At 62.7% G+C, this 16,960-nt stretch carries 20 protein-coding genes; 7 read left to right on the top strand and 13 right to left on the bottom strand.

Going from position 1 to position 16,960, the window contains the following annotated elements:
- Positions 1-73 precede the first annotated feature (73 nt).
- Positions 74-826: a monofunctional biosynthetic peptidoglycan transglycosylase gene (gene mtgA / locus DHB74_RS10715; RefSeq protein ID WP_051611165.1), complete on the bottom strand. Its 753-nt coding sequence runs from the start codon at positions 824-826 to the stop codon at positions 74-76.
- Positions 827-915: 89 nt separating this feature from the next.
- Here mtgA and DHB74_RS10710 point away from each other — a divergent pair, with 89 nt between their 5' ends.
- From DHB74_RS10710 to DHB74_RS10690, 5 genes are all read left to right on the top strand, one after another.
- On the top strand, positions 916-1,287 hold the full coding sequence (locus tag DHB74_RS10710) for a DUF423 domain-containing protein (RefSeq protein ID WP_499161427.1): 372 nt from the start codon (positions 916-918) through the stop codon (positions 1,285-1,287).
- A gap of 88 nt (positions 1,288-1,375) precedes the next feature.
- Positions 1,376-1,576 carry a sulfur carrier protein ThiS gene (thiS, locus tag DHB74_RS10705; protein WP_036991423.1) on the top strand — a complete coding sequence of 67 codons (201 nt, stop codon included), beginning with the start codon at positions 1,376-1,378 and terminating at the stop codon, positions 1,574-1,576.
- Positions 1,577-1,593: 17 nt separating this feature from the next.
- Positions 1,594-2,394, top strand: coding sequence for a thiazole synthase (locus DHB74_RS10700; RefSeq protein WP_036991422.1), 801 nt, complete (start codon positions 1,594-1,596; stop codon positions 2,392-2,394).
- Positions 2,387-3,112 (top strand): tRNA (guanosine(46)-N7)-methyltransferase TrmB, encoded by a 726-nt coding sequence (gene trmB, locus DHB74_RS10695; RefSeq protein WP_136868483.1) that lies wholly within the window; start codon positions 2,387-2,389, stop codon positions 3,110-3,112. Before DHB74_RS10700 ends, trmB begins: the two co-directional genes overlap by 8 nt.
- Positions 3,113-3,412: 300 nt before the next feature.
- On the top strand, positions 3,413-4,273 hold the full coding sequence (locus DHB74_RS10690) for a crotonase/enoyl-CoA hydratase family protein (protein WP_036991417.1): 861 nt from the start codon (positions 3,413-3,415) through the stop codon (positions 4,271-4,273).
- On the opposite strand, the gene DHB74_RS10685 is transcribed toward DHB74_RS10690, so the two are convergent.
- The 10 genes from DHB74_RS10685 to DHB74_RS10640 form a co-directional block, all read right to left on the bottom strand.
- Positions 4,274-4,705: an acyl-CoA thioesterase gene (locus DHB74_RS10685; protein WP_074779170.1), complete on the bottom strand. Its 432-nt coding sequence runs from the start codon at positions 4,703-4,705 to the stop codon at positions 4,274-4,276.
- Between the two features lie 187 nt (positions 4,706-4,892).
- On the bottom strand, positions 4,893-6,053 hold the full coding sequence (locus tag DHB74_RS10680; protein WP_036991412.1) for an iron-containing alcohol dehydrogenase: 1,161 nt from the start codon (positions 6,051-6,053) through the stop codon (positions 4,893-4,895).
- A 225-nt stretch (positions 6,054-6,278) separates the two neighbouring features.
- Positions 6,279-7,415 (bottom strand): radical SAM family heme chaperone HemW, encoded by a 1,137-nt coding sequence (hemW, locus tag DHB74_RS10675; RefSeq protein ID WP_499161426.1) that lies wholly within the window; start codon positions 7,413-7,415, stop codon positions 6,279-6,281.
- The gene (gene rdgB / locus DHB74_RS10670; protein WP_036991409.1) at positions 7,412-8,014 is read right to left on the bottom strand and encodes an RdgB/HAM1 family non-canonical purine NTP pyrophosphatase; all 603 of its coding nucleotides are present in this window, start codon (positions 8,012-8,014) and stop codon (positions 7,412-7,414) included. Before rdgB ends, hemW begins: the two co-directional genes overlap by 4 nt.
- Entirely contained in the window at positions 8,007-8,453 is a 447-nt protein-coding gene (locus tag DHB74_RS10665; RefSeq protein WP_499161425.1) for a DUF4426 domain-containing protein, read from the bottom strand. The genes rdgB and DHB74_RS10665 overlap by 8 nt, the downstream gene beginning before the upstream one ends.
- Positions 8,454-8,465: 12 nt before the next feature.
- The gene (gene metW / locus DHB74_RS10660) at positions 8,466-9,056 is read right to left on the bottom strand and encodes a methionine biosynthesis protein MetW (RefSeq protein WP_036992029.1); all 591 of its coding nucleotides are present in this window, start codon (positions 9,054-9,056) and stop codon (positions 8,466-8,468) included.
- Positions 9,057-9,058: 2 nt separating this feature from the next.
- On the bottom strand, positions 9,059-10,201 hold the full coding sequence (gene metX / locus DHB74_RS10655; RefSeq protein WP_499161424.1) for a homoserine O-succinyltransferase MetX: 1,143 nt from the start codon (positions 10,199-10,201) through the stop codon (positions 9,059-9,061).
- A 45-nt stretch (positions 10,202-10,246) separates the two neighbouring features.
- Positions 10,247-10,837: a YggT family protein gene (locus DHB74_RS10650; RefSeq protein ID WP_036991406.1), complete on the bottom strand. Its 591-nt coding sequence runs from the start codon at positions 10,835-10,837 to the stop codon at positions 10,247-10,249.
- Between the two features lie 9 nt (positions 10,838-10,846).
- Entirely contained in the window at positions 10,847-11,665 is an 819-nt protein-coding gene (gene proC / locus DHB74_RS10645) for a pyrroline-5-carboxylate reductase (protein ID WP_036991405.1), read from the bottom strand.
- Complete coding sequence (locus DHB74_RS10640) at positions 11,662-12,369, bottom strand: YggS family pyridoxal phosphate-dependent enzyme (RefSeq protein WP_499161423.1); 708 nt, start codon at positions 12,367-12,369, stop codon at positions 11,662-11,664. Before DHB74_RS10640 ends, proC begins: the two co-directional genes overlap by 4 nt.
- A 78-nt stretch (positions 12,370-12,447) precedes the next feature.
- Between DHB74_RS10640 and DHB74_RS10635 the strand changes: the two genes are divergently transcribed.
- Both DHB74_RS10635 and DHB74_RS10630 read left to right on the top strand, forming a co-directional pair.
- Entirely contained in the window at positions 12,448-13,482 is a 1,035-nt protein-coding gene (locus DHB74_RS10635) for a type IV pilus twitching motility protein PilT (RefSeq protein ID WP_036991401.1), read from the top strand.
- A 45-nt stretch (positions 13,483-13,527) separates the two neighbouring features.
- Positions 13,528-14,667, top strand: a complete 1,140-nt coding sequence (locus DHB74_RS10630; RefSeq protein ID WP_036991400.1) for a PilT/PilU family type 4a pilus ATPase — start codon at positions 13,528-13,530, stop codon at positions 14,665-14,667.
- An 18-nt stretch (positions 14,668-14,685) separates the two neighbouring features.
- Here DHB74_RS10630 and DHB74_RS10625 read toward each other — a convergent pair whose 3' ends face one another.
- Together DHB74_RS10625 and DHB74_RS10620 are read right to left on the bottom strand one after the other, a co-directional pair.
- Positions 14,686-15,957 carry a dihydroorotase gene (locus DHB74_RS10625; protein WP_036991398.1) on the bottom strand — a complete coding sequence of 424 codons (1,272 nt, stop codon included), beginning with the start codon at positions 15,955-15,957 and terminating at the stop codon, positions 14,686-14,688.
- A 2-nt stretch (positions 15,958-15,959) separates the two neighbouring features.
- Positions 15,960-16,955 carry an aspartate carbamoyltransferase catalytic subunit gene (locus tag DHB74_RS10620; protein WP_036991396.1) on the bottom strand — a complete coding sequence of 332 codons (996 nt, stop codon included), beginning with the start codon at positions 16,953-16,955 and terminating at the stop codon, positions 15,960-15,962.
- Positions 16,956-16,960 lie beyond the last annotated feature (5 nt).

The following is a 16,960-nucleotide window of genomic DNA, read 5'->3' as shown; positions in this document are numbered from 1 at the left end:
CGAATAAAGCTGCCTGACGAATCTCGCGGGCCGCCCGTCATGTTGCAAGCCTGAGCTATCTACGGCATCGCTATTACTTGTTCAGTTGCTGCTGCCAGTGGCTCAGGGTCAGCCATTGCGGCCAATCTCCTCCGGCTTCCATCTGTCGTAGATAATGGGCGCCGCCCAATTGCCGGGACTGTTGCCGGATCCATCGGCTGCGCTGCAGCGCATGGGGCGGTGGGCTGGCGGCGCTCCAGCGGCGCGGGTTGGGCAGTACGGCGGCCAGCTGAGCGGCCTGTTGGTCGGACAAAACGCCAGCGGCTATCCCAAAGTGATGCTGCGCTGCGGCGCTGATACCGAACACGCCCTCATCCCACTCGACGATATTCAGATACACCTCGAGAATCCGCTGTTTGGGCCAGAGCGTTTCGATGGCCAGGGTGAACCAGGATTCGAGACCTTTGCGCAGCCAGCTGCGATCGGACCAGAGAAACAGGTTTTTCGCCACCTGCTGACTCAGAGTACTGGCCCCGCGCAGACTGCCGCCGCGCTGGTTATGCTCAATCGCGGCCTGGATGGCCCTGATATCGAAGCCGTGATGCTCGGCGAAACGCTGGTCTTCGGCGGCGATCACCGCCATCTTGATGTTATCGGGGATGGCGCGGTAGGGCAGCCAGCGCTTCTGGAAGTCCACCTGTCGGTCGTCACTGCGGGTTTCGACCCAGCGCTCGAGCATCAGCATCGAGCCGGGCACCGGCACCCAGCGAAACAGGAGTACCGGGAGCAGGCTCAATAACAGGAGAATCAGCAGCCATTTGGCGGTTTTGCGCAAAATCGTCTTCAATGGGTTGGCTCGTCTGCCGGCAACAGCGGTGGTATCGGGTGGTATAGAATGTGTCGCAGTATAAACCCATCGAGCCGGAGTCTTCATTGATGGCCAAGATCCTGTTGTTGCTGGCCTCGCTCAGCGGCTTTACCGGTGTGGCGTTGGGCGCCTTCGCCGCGCACGCCTTGCGCAGTCGTCTGCCGGAAAGCATGCTGGGTGTATTTCAGACCGGGGTACAGTATCAGTTATGGCACACGGCAGCGCTGATCGGCGTGGCGTTGTTGCTGCTGCGCTGGCCCGAGAGCCTGCTGTTCAAGACCTCCGGAGCACTGTTCGTGGTGGGTATTCTGTTGTTCTCCGGCAGCCTGTACCTGATGACGCTCGGTGGTTTGCGGCTGGGTATTGTCACGCCGATCGGCGGGGTGTGTTTTCTCGCGGCCTGGGTGTGCTTTGGGCTGGGGGTCTGGCGGTCGCTGTGAGTGCGCTCGCGGTGCCCCAACAATAGGCAGACCGGGCTGTTTCACGCTATCATGCCCAGCCTGATTCCTGAATTCATCGAGTTGTTCCATGCAGATCCAACTGAATGGCGAAGCCCATCCTCTCGATTCCTCCATCAGCCTGGCCGAACTGGTCGAGCGCCTGGGATTGACCGGCAAGCGACTGGCCGTCGAGCTGAATCTGGAGATCGTGCCGCGTAGCCAGTATGCCGACACACGTCTGAACGACGGTGACCGGGTCGAAATCGTTCACGCCATTGGCGGCGGCTAGCCGCAGCGGAGATACCCATGACAGATATGCAGCAAGATGCGCTGGAAATTGCCGGCGTTCGTTACCGTTCCCGTCTTCTGGTCGGCACCGGAAAGTATAAGGATATGGACGAAACGCGGGATGCAATCGAAGCCTCGGGCGCGGAGATCGTCACGGTGGCCGTTCGCCGAACCAATATCGGCCAGAACCCCGGTGAGGCCAACCTGCTGGATGTCATCCCACCGGATCGTTACACCATCCTGCCCAATACCGCGGGCTGTTTCACCGCTGAAGACGCCGTGCGCACCTGCCGCCTGGCCCGCGAGCTGCTGGACGGGCGCAATCTGGTCAAGCTGGAAGTGCTGGCCGATCAGAAGACCCTGTTCCCCAACGTGGTGGAAACCATCAAGGCCGCCGAAGTGCTGGTCAAGGACGGCTTTGATGTCATGGTCTACACCAGTGATGACCCGATCATTGCCCGTCAGTTGGCCGAGATCGGCTGCGTTGCAGTGATGCCGCTGGCCGGGCTGATCGGCTCCGGTCTGGGTATCTGCAATCCCTACAACCTGCGCATCATCCTCGAAGAAGCGACCGTGCCGATTCTGGTCGATGCCGGTGTCGGTACCGCATCGGATGCCACCATCGCCATGGAGCTGGGCTGCGCCGGTGTGCTGATGAACACGGCTATCGCCGGTGCCCAGAAGCCGGTGCTGATGGCCGAGGCGATGAAACACGCAGTGCTGGCTGGTCGCGGCGCTTATCTGGCTGGCCGCATGCCGCGTCGTCTGTATGCCGCGGCCTCTTCACCCTGGGAAGGTACCTTTGTCGGAAATGAATGACGTGAACGAGAATCAGCAGCCCGAGCAGCCAGAAGACGGCCAGCCGCGGCGCGCCATTCGCAGTTTCGTGATGCGGGCGGGGCGCATGACCGAAGGCCAGCAGCGGGGCGTGGAAAAGGGCTGGCCGCTGTTCGGTCTGAGCCTGGCCGACGGCCTGCTGGATCTTGACCAGGTATTCGGCCGGCAGGCGCCGCGCACTCTGGAAATTGGCTTCGGTATGGGGCACTCCCTGTTGGAGATGGCCCAGGCGGCGCCTGAGCAGGACTTCATCGGTATTGAAGTGCATCGCCCTGGTGTGGGTGCGTTGCTCAATGGCGTGCTCAATGCCGGCCTGGAAAATGTCCGGGTGTATGACTGCGACGCCATCGAAGTGCTGAACCAGGCCATCCCCGACGGTAGCCTCGACCGGTTGCTGCTGTTCTTCCCCGACCCCTGGCACAAGAAAAAGCACAACAAGCGGCGCATCGTGCAGCCGGCCTTCGCCGAGCTGGTGCGACGCAAGCTGCGCATCGGTGGTGTGCTGCATATGGCCACCGACTGGGAGCATTACGCCGAACAGATGCTTGAGGTCATGAGCGTTGCGCCGGGCTACCGCAACCAGGCAGCCGACGGCACCTTCATCCCGCGCCCGGATGAGCGCCCGATCACCAAATTCGAGAAGCGCGGTGAGCGGCTTGGACATGGTGTGTGGGATTTGAAGTTCGAGCGAATCGATTGATTCTATGGAGGGGCGAGTTCCACCTCGCCCACTGTCGCCGCACGAATTATCGCTGACGGGAGTGAAATCCGGCCTTCCGGGACGCTGTTCCCGGGAGGTTCGAGCACCAGCTCGTACCTGGGAGTGGCAGGATACGCTGATGTGGTGTTCGGGCTTTATTCATCGAGCTGGTGCTCGACGTTCCCAGGGGTTTATCTGCTCTGCCTATGGTCCTACATAGCGGTCACCAAGAGTAATGGCCGCAGATGGCCCAGCTACCTACACTGGCTCCCATCCAGAACAATTATCTGCGGAGTCACCATGCAATTTGAAACCCTCGATTATCAAGTCCAGGATGGCATCCTCACCCTGACCCTCAACCGGCCCGACCGGATGAACGCCTTCAATGGCCCCATGCGGCGTGAGCTGCTCGCCGCCTTTGATGCAGCGGACGCCGATGATGCGGTACGGGTAATCATAATGACCGGCGCCGGCCGCGCTTTCTGCGCGGGTGCCGACCTGGAGAAGGGCGGTGATACCTTCAACCGCCACACCCGTACCGATCAGCCGGAAGGCGCGGATCTGCGCGATGGCGGTGGTACCGTGTCGCTGCGTATCTACGAGTGCACCAAGCCGGTGATCGGTGCCTTCAACGGCGCGGCGGTAGGTGTCGGCGTAACCATGACCTTGCCGATGGATATCCGTCTGGCCTCGACCAACGCCAAGTTTGGCTTCGTCTTCGCTCGTCGGGGTATCACCATGGAGGCCTGTTCCAGCTGGTTCCTGCCGCGCCTTGTCGGCCCCATGCAGGCCGCTGAGTGGATCCATACCGGCCGGGTATTCAGCGCCGAGGAAGCGCTCAAGGGCGGGCTGGTCCGCAGTATCCACGAACCGGATGAGCTGCTGCCGGCGGCCTACGAGCTGGCCCGGGAGATTGCGGATAATACTTCGCCCATGTCAGCGCTGCTCAACCGGCAGCTGATGTGGCGGATGCTTGGCGCTGACCACCCGATGGAAGCGCACAAGGTCGACTCCCGGGCGATTGCCTTCATGGGCGAATCGGAGGATGCGAAGGAAGGTGTGCGTTCTTTCCTGGAAAAGCGTGCCCCCGAATTCAAGCTCAGCACCAGCCAGGACCGGCCCGAGTTCTTCCCCTGGTGGGAAGAGCGTCCGTTCAAGTGATCAGCTGAGCAGCAAGCGTTCCAGCGCCGCGCGCGGCCCCGGTGGGATCGGGCAGGCGCGGTTGCTGGCGCGTTCGACAAATACATGCACGAAGCGGCCGGCGGCGCAGGCCTCAGCCGTTCCCTCCTTGAACAGGGCCAGTTCGTAGTGCACTGAACTGTTGCCCAGCTTGGCCACACGTACACCAATCTCGATGGGCTCGGGAAAGGCCACCGGCGCGAAGTAATCGCAGCCGGAACTCACCACAAAAGCCACCTGCTCCCCGTCATGGATATCCAGCCCGCCCTCATTGATCAGCCAGCTGTTCACTGCGCTGTCGAAGAACGCGTAATAGGTGACGTTGTTGATATGGCCATAGATGTCGTTGTCGTGCCAGCGGGTGGTGATCGGGTGCAGGTAGGGATAATCGGTGCGTTGGGGTTTGGTGGTCATGCTGAGTGTCTCGATTAAATGGAGGACCGGTCGCGGCCCGGCCGGGTTCCATCCCGGCCAGTGGGGTTGATGTCACGCACGCGGGTACTGGGTGCGTCGAGCACCAGCTCGATGCGCGGAGTAGCAGCGCACGTTAAGGTACGAGCTGGTGCTCGAACCTCCCAGAACCCCCCGCTAATGCGTTTAATCAATACGCCTGCCGATAGATCGCCAGGGCATCCGCCTCGGTGACCTCGCGCGGGTTGTTCACCAGCAACCGCTGCTGCAGCATCGCCTCGCTGGCCAGCAGCTCCAGGCTGCTTTCCGGCACGCCGGCATCACGCAGCCGGCTGGGCAGGTTGCAGCGGGGGCTGAGCTGCGAGAGGGCGGTAATCAACTGGTCGGTCAGACTCGCGGCGTCACCCGGCTGGCAATCCGGCACCAGCAGCGGCGCCAGTTCGGCGTACAGGGACTCGGTCGCGGGAGCATTGAAGGCAACCACGCTGGGCAGCACCAGAGCATTGGATAGGCCATGGGGAATATGGAAATGCCCGCCCAGCGGATAGGCCAGCGCATGCACTGCGGCCACCGGGGCATTGGCAAAGGCTTGGCCGGCCAACAACGAGCCCAGCATCATGGCCTGACGGGCGTCACGATTGCTACCGTTGTGCACCGCCTCGTCCAGGTTGTTCGCCAGCAGGCGCAGGGCCTCGCGTGCCAACATGTCGGACAGCGGATTCTTCTTCAGCTTGCTGGTATAGGCCTCGATGGCATGCACCATGGCGTCAATGCCGGTAGCGGCGGTAACCGCCGGCGGCAGTCCGAGGGTCAGCTCGGCATCCAGCACTGCCAGATCCGGCAAAAGCAGCGGCGAGACTACCCCGGATTTGGTGGTTTCGCCGGTAGTGATGATGGCAATCTGAGTGACCTCCGAGCCGGTACCCGCGGTGGTCGGCACCTGGATCAGCGGTAGCCGCTGACCCCGTGCGTTATCCACACCGTAGATCTCGTTCAGGCTTTGGGAAGTATGCGGATGGGCCAGCAGGGCGACCAGCTTGGCCACGTCCATCGAGCTGCCGCCACCAAAACCGATGATCAGCTGCGCATTCATCGCCTGCGCCTGGTGCACGGCGGCGAAAACCACTTCCTCCGGCGGATCGGCCACCACCTGATCGAACACCTCCACGCTCATGCCGGTATCGGCGAAGCCTGGCAGCACATCGCCCAGCAGGCCCAGTTGGGTGATGCCGGGGTCGGTAACGATCAATACCCGCTGCGCGTCCCGCTCCCGGCACAGTTGCGCAAGGCGGCTGGCGGCGCCGGTTTCGCAGAGGATGCGGGCGGTGGTGGCGAAGCTGAAGGATGACATGGGCACCTCGTGGTCGCGGACAATGGTTTGATGAGCAACCACTGTAGGAGCATGGGCGCGAGGCGGCAAGCGTAGGCGGGACACATTGGAGGTTGTGAATACTTGCCTATGGCCGGGACCGCGATGCCGCATGGCGTACTCCGAACGCCGACCGGGGTGCTACACCCCGGATCAGTGCCACCCGCGATCGTCCTGGTTCGCGGGCGGATGAGGTTGGCGCAGGCCCTAGAGAAACATTTCCAGCAAATCGTTGAGGAACAGTCGGCCTTGCGCGGTGGGGCGCAGGTGTTGCTGCCACGGCTCCAGCAGGCCGCGTTCCACGGCGCGATCCAGCAGCGGAGCGATATCGGCGAGGGGCTGGCCGGTGCGCTCTGGATACGAGGCGCTGGGCACGCCATCGACCAGGCGCAGGGCATTCATCAGGAAGTCGAAGGGAACCTCTGCAGCGCTGAGGATCTTGTTGCCGGCGCGGTAAGCCTTGTCTGAATTCAGATAATCCTTCGGCTGGCGGGTCTTCCAGTAGCGCTCGATGCGGCCATCGGCGTGGGTGAATTTGCCATGGGCGCCGGCACCGATACCAAGGAAATCACCGTACTGCCAGTAATTGAGGTTGTGCCGGGCGCGGCGGTTATCCCGTGCGTAGGCGGAGATTTCATACTGGGCGTAGCCGGTCTCGGCCAGTCGAGTCTGCCCGGCTTCCTGGATATCCCACAGCACATCATCTTCCGGCAGGGTCGGCGGCCTGGAGTAGAACACGGTGTTGGGTTCGAGCGTCAGTTGATACCAGGACAGGTGTTCTGGCCCCAATGCAATGGCTTGCTCGATATCAGCCAGTGCCTGCTCCAGGGTTTGCTGCGGCAGCCCATGCATCAAGTCCAGATTGAGATTGTCGAAGCCGGCGCGGCGGGCCATATCGACCGCCGCCAGCGCCTCGCGGTCGTCATGGATGCGGCCCAGCGCCTTGAGATGCGTTGGATTGAAGCTCTGGATGCCGATGGACAGGCGGTTGATCCCGGCGGCGCGGTAATCGTGGAACTTGGCCTGCTCGAAGGTGCCCGGGTTGGCCTCCAGGGTGATCTCGATATCATCGGCAAAGCGCAGCCGTTGCTGCATGGCTTCCAGCAGCCGGCCAAGGCTGGCGGCGGAGAACAGGCTTGGCGTACCGCCGCCGAAGAAGATCGATACCAGTTCGCGCCCGCCGGTGTCCGGCAGATCCTGCTCCAGATCGGCGATCAGCGCATCGATATAGGCGTCTTCCGGCAGGCCGCCCTGGTGGGTGTGCGAGTTGAAATCGCAGTACGGGCACTTGCGCACGCACCAGGGGATGTGGACGTACGCAGCCAGCGGCGGCAGTGAAATCACGCCAGCCCCAACCGTTGACGCAGCAGCACCATTGCCCGGGCGCGGTGGCTCAGCTGGTTCTTCTGTTCGGCGGGCAGTTCGGCGCTGGAGACGCCCAGTTCCGGCACCAGGAACAGTGGGTCGTAGCCGAAGCCGTGTTCGCCCTTGGCGGCATGCAGAATGCGGCCTTCCCAGGCGCCTTCGCAGATGATCGGCACCGGGTCGTCGGCATGGCGCACCAGTGCCAGCGCGCAGATAAAACGCGCGCCGCGCTGGTCATCCGGTACGTTCTTCAGCGCGTCCAGCAGTTTGGCATTGTTCGCAGCATCGCCCTGGCCGTCGGCATAGCGGGCCGAGTAGATGCCCGGTGCGCCGCCCAGCGCATCCACTGCCAGCCCGGAGTCGTCAGCCAGCGCGGGCAGACCGGAAGCGCGGGCGGCATGGCGGGCCTTGATAATGGCGTTCTCGATGAAGCTCAGGCCGGTTTCTTCGGCTTCCTCACTGATGAACTGGCTCTGCGGCAACACCTCGATATGCGCGCCAAGCATGGCCTGCAGCTCCTTGAGCTTGCCGGCATTGTTGCTGGCCAGCACCAGCCGGCTGAAAGTGACCTCACTCATCGGGATGGAACTCCTGCTGGAAACGCAGGGTATGCACCGGCGCGCCTTCCTCGGCCTGTACGCGCACCTCGAACTGCAACAACCCGCGTTGGCCAGCGCTGTAGTTGGCAACGAAGTAGACGGCGTCCTGCTCCTGAATACGCATGAACTTGAGCGGGGTGGTCTGCTGCAGCAAGTTCTTCACCGAGCCTTCGACCCGGGCGTCCACCGCCTCAGGCCCATCGGCACCGTTGCGCTGCACGGCGATATTCACTACGCCTTGCCGGGGGCCGCGCTGCAGACCGGCAGCGGCGGCGATCTCAGGCTGCAGATAGGAGCTGTTGAAGGTGTTGTGATAGATCAGCAGGTCGCCGAAGCGCTGCGGGCTCTGCGCTGGGCCCGACTGGGCGGCGGCGGTGGCGGCGAGCATCAGCAGGCCGGCGAACAGGATGCGTTTCATGAAGTCTCCTTGTCAGCGGGTGACACGGTAAATGGCGACCTCGCCGAGCAGGTTGGGCCACATGGCGCTCAACATGCTGCTGCGATGGGTCTGATCCACCACCAGACGATCAAGGATGCGTACCGAGCGCTCGTGACACAGCTTCTCGAAGTCCTTGAAGGTGCAGAAGTGGATGTTGGGTGTGTTGTACCAAGTGTACGGCATGAACTCGGATACCGGCATGCGCCCCTTGGTCCCCAGGTACAGGCGGCAGCGCCAATGACCGAAGTTGGGGAAGGTGAGAATTGCCTCGCGGCCGATGCGCAGCATGTCCTCGAGGATGCGGTCGGGGTAGTGCACCGCCTGCAGGGCCTGGGTCATGACCACGGTATCGAAGCTGTGGTCCTCGAAATTGTCCAGATCCTGGTCGAGGTCTTTCTCGATGACATTCACGCCCTTGCCGATGCAGGCGTTGATGTTGTCCGGGTCGATTTCCAGGCCGTAGCCACGCACCTGCCGGTTGTCCTGCAAATAGTGCAGCAGCTCGCCCTCACCACAGCCGAGGTCCAATACCCGGCTGCCGGGCTGGATCCAGTTCTGGATGATCTGCAGATCTGCGCGCAGGGTCATGCGTCCACCTCGATACGGTTCATATAGCTGCTCAATGCCTGGATATAGCGGGGAATCGGTAGCAGGAAGGCATCATGGCCCTGGGCGGCGTCGATTTCCAGATAGCTGACGTCCTTGCGGGCGGCCAGCAGTGCGTTGGCCAGCTCCCGCGAGCGCGCCGGGGCGAAACGCCAGTCGGTGCTGAAGGAAATCACCAGGCTGCGAGCGGTGACTGGCGCCAGCGCCTTGGCCAGATCATCGCCATGGGCACGAGCCGGGTCGTAATAGTCCAGCGCCTTGGTCATCAGCAGATAGGTGTTGGCGTCGAAGCGCTCGGAGAACTCCTGGCCCTGATAGCGCAGATAGCTCTCGACCTGGAACTCGACGCTGCTGATATCGTAGTTCAGCCGCTCGCTGCGCAGTTCGCGGCCGAATTTCTGCCCCATGGCATCATCGGACAGATAGGTGATATGCCCGACCATCCGCGCCAGGCCGAGGCCGCGCTTGGGGATCACGCCGAAGGCAGCATAATCGCCACCATGGAAATCCGGATCGGTGATGATCGCCTGCCGCGCTACTTCATTGAAGGCGATATTCTGCGCCGACAGCTTGGAGGCGGTGGCAACGGCCACGCAATGACGCAGCCGGTCAGGGTAGTGAATAGCCCACTGCAGCGCCTGCATGCCACCAAGACTGCCGCCCACCACCGCGGCCCAGCACTCGACCCCCAGATGATCGGCCAGGCGCGCCTGGCTGTTGACCCAATCCTCGACCACGATCATCGGGAACCGCCCGCCATAGCTCTTGCCGGTCTCGGGATCGATACTGGACGGGCCGGTGGAGCCATGACAGCCGCCCAGGTTATTCAGGCTGACGACAAAGAAGCGGTTGGTATCGATGGCCTTGCCGGGGCCGATGCAGGCGTCCCACCAACCTGGCTTGCGGTCATCTTCGCTGTGATAACCGGCAGCATGGTGATGCCCGGACAGCGCATGGCAAATCAACACCGCATTGCTGCGGCTGGCATTCAGCTGGCCATAGGTCTCGTAGACCAGCTCGTACTGCGGCAGGCTCCGTCCGCACGCCAGCGCCAGGGGCTCGGTAAAGATATGGCGCTGCGGCGAAACCAGGCCGACGGAATCAGCAGGGAATCTGGACATGGGTGTTTCTACTTTCCTGTATCAGTGGAGCTGGTAGCGCTGAACTCAGAGCGCCAGCGTGAGCCCTCGTGGCATACCCGTGGCCATCGCCAGGTTGGTTACTACCAGCATATCCAGCAGATTCAGCGCGATGAAAGCGAAGATCGGCGACAGGTCCAGTCCGCCCAGGGACGGCAGGAACCGGCGGATCGGTGCCAGCACCGGCTCGCACAGCTGGTACACCAGCACTGCGGCAGGGTTATGGCTGTGCGGTGCGACCCAGGACAGTATCACGCTGATGATCAGGGCGAAGAAGAAGATCTTCAGGAACAGTGCGGTGATGCCTACCAGCGACCAGACCAGCAGCTGCAATATGGCCGGCAGGGCATAACCCATCAGCTTGATGATGATCGCCATCACCACCAGTTGCACGATCAGCGCCAGTACCAGGGAGGCGAAGTCGATCCCGGCGAAGCCCGGAATCACGCGCCGCAGCGGGCGCAGTATCGGTTGGGTGGCGCGCACGATGAACTGCGAGAGGGGGTTATAGAAGTCGGCGCGCACCAGCTGCAAGATGAAGCGCAGCAGTACGATCAGCAGATACAGGCTGCCGAGCGTCTGCACTATATAAATGGCAGCCATGTTCATTCCGGTCATGATGTCTCCTCAGGCGAATTCTTTTGATAGTTCGGCGGAGCGTGCGGCGGCGGCCTGCATCGCACGGGCTACCATGCCGGGCAGGTCATCCCGGCTGAAGCTGTTGATGGCCTGCTCGGTAGTGCCGTTGGGCGAGCAGACGCGGCGGCGCAGTTCGGCGGTATCCACATCGCTGTGCACGGCCATGTCGGCGGCGCCCAGGGCTGTGAACAGGGTCAGGCGCTCGGCGATGTCGCGGGGCAGCCCGAGCTGTTCGCCGGCATTGGTCATGGCTTCCATCAGATAGAAGAAGTACGCCGGGCCGCTACCGGAAACCGCGGTGACCGCATCGATCTGCTCTTCCTGGTCCAGCCACAGGCTGATGCCCACCGCGTTCATGATCTTCTCGGTCAGTTGTTTCTGTTCGGCGGACACCGCAGCCGAGGCGAACAGACCGCTGACACCCTGGCCGCGCAGGGACGGGGTATTGGGCATGCAGCGAATGATGGCGGTGTCGGCGCCCAGCCATTCGGCCAGACTGCGGCAGGCGATACCGGCAGCAATCGAGATCACCAGCTGGCCAGGCTTGCGCTGGCTCGGCAGTGCCCGGCAGACCGCCTGCATGATCTGCGGCTTGACCGCCAGCACCAGCACATCGCAATCGCGGGCCAACTGATCGTTATCGGTTGAGGTCTGGATGCCGAACTGGCGGCTGAGCTTGTCCAACTGCTCGGCATTGCGGTCGCTGGCCAGGATCTGGCCGGGCTTGAAGCTCTGCTGCAGCATACCGCCGATCAGGCTGGTGGCCATATTGCCGGCGCCAATGAATCCGATGGTCGGAGCGGTCATCTGAAATCATCCTTCGAAAGGGGAGTGGAATAGTCGCGGGCACCGAACAGGGCGCTGCCGATGCGGACAATGGTGGTGCCTTCCTGCACCGCTTCGGTGAGGTCGTCGCTCATACCCATCGACAGGGTATCCAGCGGCAGGTCCAGGCTGGCCATGGTTTCACGCAGAGCCTGCAACGGCGCGCGCCGCCCGGCGCTATCACTGGCCGGGGCGGGGATGGCCATCAGTCCGCGCAGCTGCAGATTCGGTAGCGCCGCAACGGCATTGGCCAGCTGCGGCAGCTCGGCCAGGGTGACGCCGGACTTGCTGGCCTCGCCACTGATGTTGACCTGCAGGCAGATATTCAGCGGCGGCAACTGTGCCGGGCGCTGCTCTGACAGCCGCTGGGCGATTTTCAGCCGGTCGACACTGTGCACCCAGTCGAAATGTTCGGCGATGGCGCGGGTCTTGTTCGACTGGATGGGGCCGATGAAATGCCAGACCAGTGGCAGGTCCTGCAACTGGTCGATCTTGTCGAGGGCTTCCTGCAGGTAGTTTTCACCGATATGGGTCAGTCCGGCAGCCCAGGCATCGCGAATTGCGCTGGCTGGTCGGGTCTTGCTCACGGCCATCAGGGTAATGCTCTGCGGGTCGCGCTCAATAGTGTGCGCTGCACGCGAAATGCGTTCACGAACGTTTGCAATATTGTCTGCTATCGTGGACATTACGGACGTTATTTACCTTGCCAATGGAATTGACCTGCCCGCCATTCTACATGCTTGCAGGTTGCAATGGGGAACCCTATGGATATAACCGAGCTGTTAGCCTTCAGCGCCAAACAGGGCGCGTCGGACTTACACCTGTCGGCCGGATTGCCGCCCATGATTCGAGTGGATGGCGATGTGCGTCGGATCAACGTACCGGCACTGGAACACAAGCAGGTTCATGCGCTGATCTACGACATCATGAATGATCGCCAGCGCAAGGATTTCGAGGAATTTCTCGAAACCGACTTCTCCTTCGAAGTGCCCGGCGTGGCCCGCTTCCGGGTTAACGCCTTCAACCAGAATCGCGGCGCCGGCGCGGTGTTCCGGACCATTCCCTCCAAGGTGCTGACCATGGAAGAGCTGGGGATGGGCGACGTGTTCAAGAAGATCTCCGATGTGCCTCGCGGGCTGGTGCTGGTCACCGGACCGACCGGCTCGGGCAAGTCCACCACCCTGGCGGCGATGATCGATCATCTGAACTGCAACAAGTACCAGCACATTCTCACCATCGAAGACCCGATCGAATTCGTCCACGAATCAAAGAAGTGCCTGGTCAACCAGCGCGAGGTGCACCGCGATACCCACGGTTTCTCCGAAGCCCTGCGCTCGGCCCTGCGCGAAGACCCCGACATCATCCTGGTGGGTGAGATGCGTGACCTGGAAACCATCCGCCTGGCGCTGACTGCGGCAGAGACTGGTCACCTGGTATTCGGCACCCTGCACACCACCTCGGCGGCCAAAACCATCGACCGGGTGGTCGACGTGTTCCCCGGCGAGGAAAAGGCCATGGTCCGCTCGATGCTCTCCGAATCATTGCAGGCGGTGATCTCCCAGACCCTGCTGAAGAAGATCGGCGGCGGTCGGGTGGCAGCTCACGAAATCATGATCGGCACCCCGGCGATCCGCAACCTGATCCGCGAGGACAAGGTGGCGCAGATGTATTCGGCGATCCAGACAGGCGGCAATATCGGCATGCAGACGCTGGATATGTGCCTGAAGAACCTGGTATCCCGCGGTTTGGTTACCCGGGAAGCTGCGCGCGAGAAAGCCAAGGCGGGCGAAAGCCTCTGACAGACAGAATGGCGGGTGCGGGATGCGCCCCGAGACGAGGGCATTATGGAGTTTGAAAAACTGCTGCGACTGATGGTCGAGAAGGGCGCTTCCGACCTGTTCATCACCGCTGGTGTGGCGCCGAGCATGAAAGTGCACGGCAAGATCCTACCGGTGACCAAGACTGTATTGTCGCCGGAACAGACCCGGGAAACCGTGCTGGGGGTGATGTCCGAGGCTCAGCGCCGGGAATTCGCCGAGAACAAGGAATGCAACTTTGCGATCAGCGCCCGGGGTGTCGGTCGCTTTCGGGTCAGTGCCTTCTACCAGCGCAACCTGGTGGGCATGGTGCTGCGCCGGATCGAAGTGAACATCCCGACCATGGAAGAGCTGCGGCTGCCGGAGATCCTCAAGCAGCTGTCGATGACCAAGCGCGGCCTGGTGATCTTCGTCGGCGCCACCGGTACCGGTAAATCCACTTCGCTGGCATCGATGATCGGCTATCGCAACAAGAACTCCAGCGGACACATCATCTCCATCGAAGACCCGATCGAATTCATTCACCAGCATCAGAATTGCATCGTCACCCAGCGGGAAGTGGGCATCGATACCGATTCCTTTGAGGTGGCGCTGAAGAACACCCTGCGCCAGGCGCCGGATGTGATCCTGATCGGTGAGGTGCGGACCCGCGAAACCATGGATCACGCGGTGGCCTTTGCCGAAACCGGCCACCTGTGTCTGGCCACGCTGCATGCCAACAACGCCAACCAGGCGCTGGACCGCATCATCCACTTCTTCCCCACCGAGATGCATCAGCAGGTGTGGATGGACCTGTCACTCAACCTCAAGGCCATCGTCGCCCAGCAGCTGATCCCGACGCCGGATGGCAAGGGTCGCCGTGCCGCCATCGAGGTGTTGCTCAACACCCCATTGGCCGCCGACATGATCCGCAAGGGCGAAGTGCATGAGCTCAAGCCGCTGATGGCGCGTTCCAACGAAGTGGGTATGCAGACCTTCGACCAGGCGCTGTACAAACTGTACAGCCAAGGCGAGATCACCTACGAAGATGCACTGGCTCACGCCGATTCGGCCAACGACCTGCGGCTGCTGATCAAGCTGGGCTCGGAGACCGACGGCAAGCACCTGATGGGCAAGGCGGTAGACGGCCTGGCACTGGAAGACTCGGATGATAACCGGCGGTACTGATACCGCCGGTTATTGTACTCAGGCCTGATACACCAGCCGCCCCTGGCACAGGGTGTGGGTGACTGCCCCCGGTGCACTCTGGCCAATAAAGGGGCAGTTGGTACCTTTGGACAACCAGTGCTGGCCGATTTCGCTGGTTACCGCCGGGTTGAACAGCGTGATGTCGGCACTGGCACCTTCGGTGAGCTGCCCGGCCGACAGGCCGAAGATGCCCGCGGGCCCGCAGGTCAGCCGCGCCAGCAGGGCCGGCAACTCCAGTAAACCATCCGCGACCAGGGTCAAGGCCAGTGGCAGCAGGATTTCCACGCTGCTGATGCCTGGCGCCGAGGCGGCGAAGGGTACCCGTTTGGCTTCCGACTCGTGGGGCTGGTGGTGCGAGGCGATGGCCTGGATCACGCCACTCTGCACCGCCTGGCGCAGGGCACGTCGGTCCGCGCTGCTGCGCAGCGGCGGCATCACATGCAGCAGACTGGAATAGCCATCCAGGTCCTCATCGCACAACAGCAATTGATACATGGCCACGTCCGCGGTCACCGGGAGGCCGCGGGCCTGGGCATCGGCCAGCATGTCGATGGCGCGCGCACTGCTCAGGCCACTGAAATGGGCACGGACGCCGGTCTGCTCGATCAGCAGCAGGTCCCGCGCCAGGGCCACGGTTTCTGCGCTTTCCGGAATCCCGATCAGGCCCAGGCGGGCGGCCGTCGGGCCTTCATGGGCGACACCGCCCTCGGCCAGTGACGGGTCCAGCGGAGTGAAGATGACCGGCAGGTCGAAGCCGGCGGCGTATTCCAGCCCCCGGCGCAGGATGCGATTGCTTTTCATCGGTGCCAGGCCCTGGGTAAAGGCCACGCAGCCGGCGTCACGCAGGGCCACCAGCTCGCTCAGATGCTCACCGTCCAGTCCCTTGGTCAGGGCGCCGATCGGGAATACGCGGGTCTGGGCGGCGCGCTCGCTGCGATCCAGAATGAGCTCGGCCACGGCCGGGGTATCCAGTACCGGGCGGCTGTTGGGTGGGCAGCACAGGCTGGTCACGCCACCGACTGCAGCGGCGCGGGTCTCGCTGGCAATGCTGCCTTTGCGACCGAAGCCCGGCTCGCGCAGGCTGACATTCAGGTCCACCAGGCCGGGGCAGGCGATCAGGCCGCGGGCATCGATGGTCTGCGCAGCGACAAAGCCCTCGGGCGTCTGGCCCAGAGCGCTGATCTGACCGGCATCGATATGCAGGTCGGTGATGGCGTCGAATTGGCTGGCCGGGTCGATGACCCGCGCGCCTTGAATGGTGATACGCATGTTCACTGCCCTCCCTGACTGGACTGGCGCTGGGTGGTCTGTCCAGCCATGGCCATGGACATGACCGCCATACGCACGGCGATGCCGTAGGTCACCTGATTGAGAATTACTGACTGCGGGCCGTCGGCCACCGCCGATTCGATTTCCACACCGCGGTTGATCGGGCCGGGGTGCATGACCAGGGCGTCCGGCTTGGCCAGCGCCAGGCTGTCGCTGGTCAGGCCGTACTGGCGGTAGAACTCGCCTTCGCTGGGCAGCAACCCGCTCTGCATGCGTTCCTTCTGCAGGCGCAGCATGATCACCACATCCACATCGCGCAGGCCGACGCGCAGGTCGTTGAACACCCGTACGCCGTATTGCTCGATGCCCACCGGCAACAAGGTGCGCGGGGCGATGATGCGGATATCCGGGCAGCCGAGAATGCGCAGCGCTTCCATGTTCGAGCGGGCCACCCGCGAATGCAGGATATCGCCGACGATGGCCACCGACAGTTGCTCGAACCCGGCCCGGTGCCGGCGGATGGTCAGCATATCGAGCATCGCCTGGGTCGGGTGGGCATGGTTGCCGTCGCCGGCATTGATGATGGCGACATCCGGGCAGACGTTGCGAGCAATGAAGTGGGCGGCGCCGGAATCGCCGTGACGCACCACGAACATGTCAGCGGCCATGGCCTCCAGGTTGCGCAGAGTGTCGTACAGGGTTTCACCCTTGCTGGTGGAGGAGGTCTGCACGTCGAGGTTGAGCACGTCGGCGGATAGCCGCTTGGCGGCCAGTTCGAAGGTGCTGCGGGTGCGCGTGGAGTTCTCGAAGAATACGTTGCACACAGTCTTGCCGCGTAGCAGCGGGACCTTCTTGATGGCGCGCTCGCCGACTTCGAGGAAGGAGTCGGCGGTGTCCAGGATCTCGGTCAGCAGTTCGCGGGACAGGCCGTCGATGCCGAGGAAATGGCGCAGCTGGCCCTGTTGGTTGAGTTGCAGTTGGCTGGATTTCAGGCTCATTGGGC

Origin of the sequence: Pseudomonas sp. G11-1, assembly GCF_024031555.1 — a bacterium.
In the GTDB taxonomy this organism is placed as follows: domain Bacteria; phylum Pseudomonadota; class Gammaproteobacteria; order Pseudomonadales; family Pseudomonadaceae; genus Halopseudomonas; species Halopseudomonas bauzanensis.
Note: the sequence above shows the minus strand (reverse complement) of the source record. Positions and strands in the feature narration are given on the sequence as shown.

Bases quoted from the DNA above. Each gene is read 5' to 3' on its own strand.
- DHB74_RS10710 (WP_499161427.1), top strand. From the start codon at position 916: ATGGCCAAGATCCTGTTGTTGCTGGCCTCGCTCAGCGGCTTTACCGGT.
- thiS (WP_036991423.1), top strand. From the start codon at position 1,376: ATGCAGATCCAACTGAATGGCGAAGCCCATCCTCTCGATTCCTCCATC.
- DHB74_RS10700 (WP_036991422.1), top strand. From the start codon at position 1,594: ATGACAGATATGCAGCAAGATGCGCTGGAAATTGCCGGCGTTCGTTAC.
- trmB (WP_136868483.1), top strand. From the start codon at position 2,387: ATGAATGACGTGAACGAGAATCAGCAGCCCGAGCAGCCAGAAGACGGC.
- DHB74_RS10690 (WP_036991417.1), top strand. From the start codon at position 3,413: ATGCAATTTGAAACCCTCGATTATCAAGTCCAGGATGGCATCCTCACC.
- DHB74_RS10685 (WP_074779170.1), bottom strand. From the start codon at position 4,705: ATGACCACCAAACCCCAACGCACCGATTATCCCTACCTGCACCCGATC.
- DHB74_RS10680 (WP_036991412.1), bottom strand. From the start codon at position 6,053: ATGTCATCCTTCAGCTTCGCCACCACCGCCCGCATCCTCTGCGAAACC.
- rdgB (WP_036991409.1), bottom strand. From the start codon at position 8,014: ATGAGTGAGGTCACTTTCAGCCGGCTGGTGCTGGCCAGCAACAATGCC.
- DHB74_RS10665 (WP_499161425.1), bottom strand. From the start codon at position 8,453: ATGAAACGCATCCTGTTCGCCGGCCTGCTGATGCTCGCCGCCACCGCC.
- metX (WP_499161424.1), bottom strand. From the start codon at position 10,201: ATGTCCAGATTCCCTGCTGATTCCGTCGGCCTGGTTTCGCCGCAGCGC.
- DHB74_RS10650 (WP_036991406.1), bottom strand. From the start codon at position 10,837: ATGACCGGAATGAACATGGCTGCCATTTATATAGTGCAGACGCTCGGC.
- proC (WP_036991405.1), bottom strand. From the start codon at position 11,665: ATGACCGCTCCGACCATCGGATTCATTGGCGCCGGCAATATGGCCACC.
- DHB74_RS10640 (WP_499161423.1), bottom strand. From the start codon at position 12,369: ATGTCCACGATAGCAGACAATATTGCAAACGTTCGTGAACGCATTTCG.
- DHB74_RS10635 (WP_036991401.1), top strand. From the start codon at position 12,448: ATGGATATAACCGAGCTGTTAGCCTTCAGCGCCAAACAGGGCGCGTCG.
- DHB74_RS10630 (WP_036991400.1), top strand. From the start codon at position 13,528: ATGGAGTTTGAAAAACTGCTGCGACTGATGGTCGAGAAGGGCGCTTCC.
- DHB74_RS10625 (WP_036991398.1), bottom strand. From the start codon at position 15,957: ATGCGTATCACCATTCAAGGCGCGCGGGTCATCGACCCGGCCAGCCAA.
- DHB74_RS10620 (WP_036991396.1), bottom strand. From the start codon at position 16,955: ATGAGCCTGAAATCCAGCCAACTGCAACTCAACCAACAGGGCCAGCTG.